At 72.0% G+C, this 590-nt stretch carries 1 protein-coding gene; it reads right to left on the reverse strand.

Annotated elements, in window-relative coordinates; genetic code table 11:
* A partial coding sequence (locus tag ABD194_RS18540; RefSeq protein WP_343994234.1) for an NAD(P)-binding domain-containing protein occupies window positions 1-335 on the reverse strand: 335 nt, incomplete at its 3' end.
* Between the last annotated feature and the right edge of the window lie 255 nt (window positions 336-590).

The following is a 590-nucleotide window of genomic DNA, read 5'->3' on the forward strand; positions in this document are numbered from 1 at the left end:
CTGACGCCGCAGTCGACGTAGCCGACCTGCTTCTCGCCCAGCAGATCGGCGTTCTCGAAGTCGTCGGTGAAGCGGGAGTTGCCGCCGTCGATGACGAGGTCGCCGGGCTCGAGGAGGTCGCCGAGCGCCTTGACCGTCTCACGCGTCGGGTCGCCGGCCGGGACCATGACCCACACGACGCGCGGCGCCTCGAGCGCCTTGACCAGGTCCTCGAGCGTGCCCACGTCGGCGACGTCGGGGTTGCGGTCGAAGCCGACCACCTCGTGGCCCGCGCGGCGCAACCGCTCGCGCATGTTGCCGCCCATCTTGCCGAGACCGATGAGACCGAGCTGCATGTCGCGTGCCTTTCTGCGGGGGGAGCGTGCGGGGCTGTTCGAGGCTACGCCAGCCCGACGGCATACGGCGGGCAGGGTGGCCGCGCCGTCGGCGCAGCCACGTCGGCTGGCGTCAGCTCGCGAAGCGCACCGGCATGAGGACGTAGCGGTAGCTGCTGTCGGGCTGCGAGTCGGCCTCGGCCTGGCCGGTGAGCACCGCCGGACGGCTGGGCTGCGTGAAGGACAGGCGGCTCCACTGCGTGCCGACGGCGTGCA

The organism is Terrabacter terrae (assembly GCF_039529575.1).
GTDB lineage: Bacteria > Actinomycetota > Actinomycetes > Actinomycetales > Dermatophilaceae > Terrabacter > Terrabacter terrae.